At 35.8% G+C, this 871-nt stretch carries 1 protein-coding gene and 1 pseudogene; both read right to left on the minus strand.

Annotated features, from left to right (window positions below):
• Nucleotides 1–744, minus strand: a 744-nt coding sequence (locus GMD3S_RS0210120) for an ABC transporter permease (protein ID WP_025173016.1), incomplete at its 3' end; no start/stop codon positions are given.
• Nucleotides 734–871: pseudogene (locus tag GMD3S_RS10870) on the minus strand (polyamine ABC transporter ATP-binding protein); the annotation flags it as partial. The pseudogene GMD3S_RS10870 and the gene GMD3S_RS0210120, both read right to left, overlap by 11 nt.

Raw genomic sequence — 871 nt, forward strand, 5'->3', positions numbered from 1 at the left:
AGATGCAAATGCAGAATTTCCGCCAACCTCACTAATGAATTGATTATAAATTAAAACAGGGAAAGTCCGATATCCTTCACCAATTAACATAGGAGTTCCGAAGTCGGAGAATGCTCTCATAAATACAAGTAGCGTAGCAGCAAGTAAAGTTGGAACTAAAAGAGGCAAAACAACTGTTACCATACGTTTGAATCCGATTACCCCCATACTTTCAGCGGCTTCAAGAAGGGAATGGTCAATCCTTTTCATTGCTCCAGCCACGTATAGAAAAACTAATGGGAATAGCTGAAGTGTAAACACAAGTACAATTCCTTTGAAGCCATAAATATCAAAAGCAGGCAAATGGAGTGTGTTGGTTAGAAATTTTGTAATAACTCCGTTTCTACCAAGAAGTAGAATCCAAGAATAGGCACCTACAAAGGGAGCTGACATGGATGCTATGATAATCAATATCTGTAAAAATTTCTTTCCTTTGAAGTCATATATAGAAAAGAGGTAAGCTAATAAAGTCCCTAAAACTAGGGAAGTTACAGTAGAAGTAATGGAGACGTTAAAACTGTTTACTAGTGTCTCAGAGTAATAGGATTTACTAAAGAAATCTTCAAAATTAGCGAGTGAGAATTGACCTTCATGTATGAGTGCTTGCTTGAGTACAATAATAATTGGATAAACAAGAAAAATAAGATAGGTAAGAAAGATGAAGAATGAGGAGGCTGTCCAAATATTTAGTTTTTTACCTTTCATAGCCAACTCCTGTAATAAGATTTTGGGAACCATCTGCAGAAAAGACATTTAACTTTTGAGTATTGATTCGTAGACGAATTCGATCCCCTTTTTGAAGATCTTCTTCAAAAGTTGATTCTTCGCTGAC

It is taken from the genome of Streptococcus sp. GMD3S (assembly GCF_000298695.2).
Lineage (GTDB): Bacteria > Bacillota > Bacilli > Lactobacillales > Streptococcaceae > Streptococcus.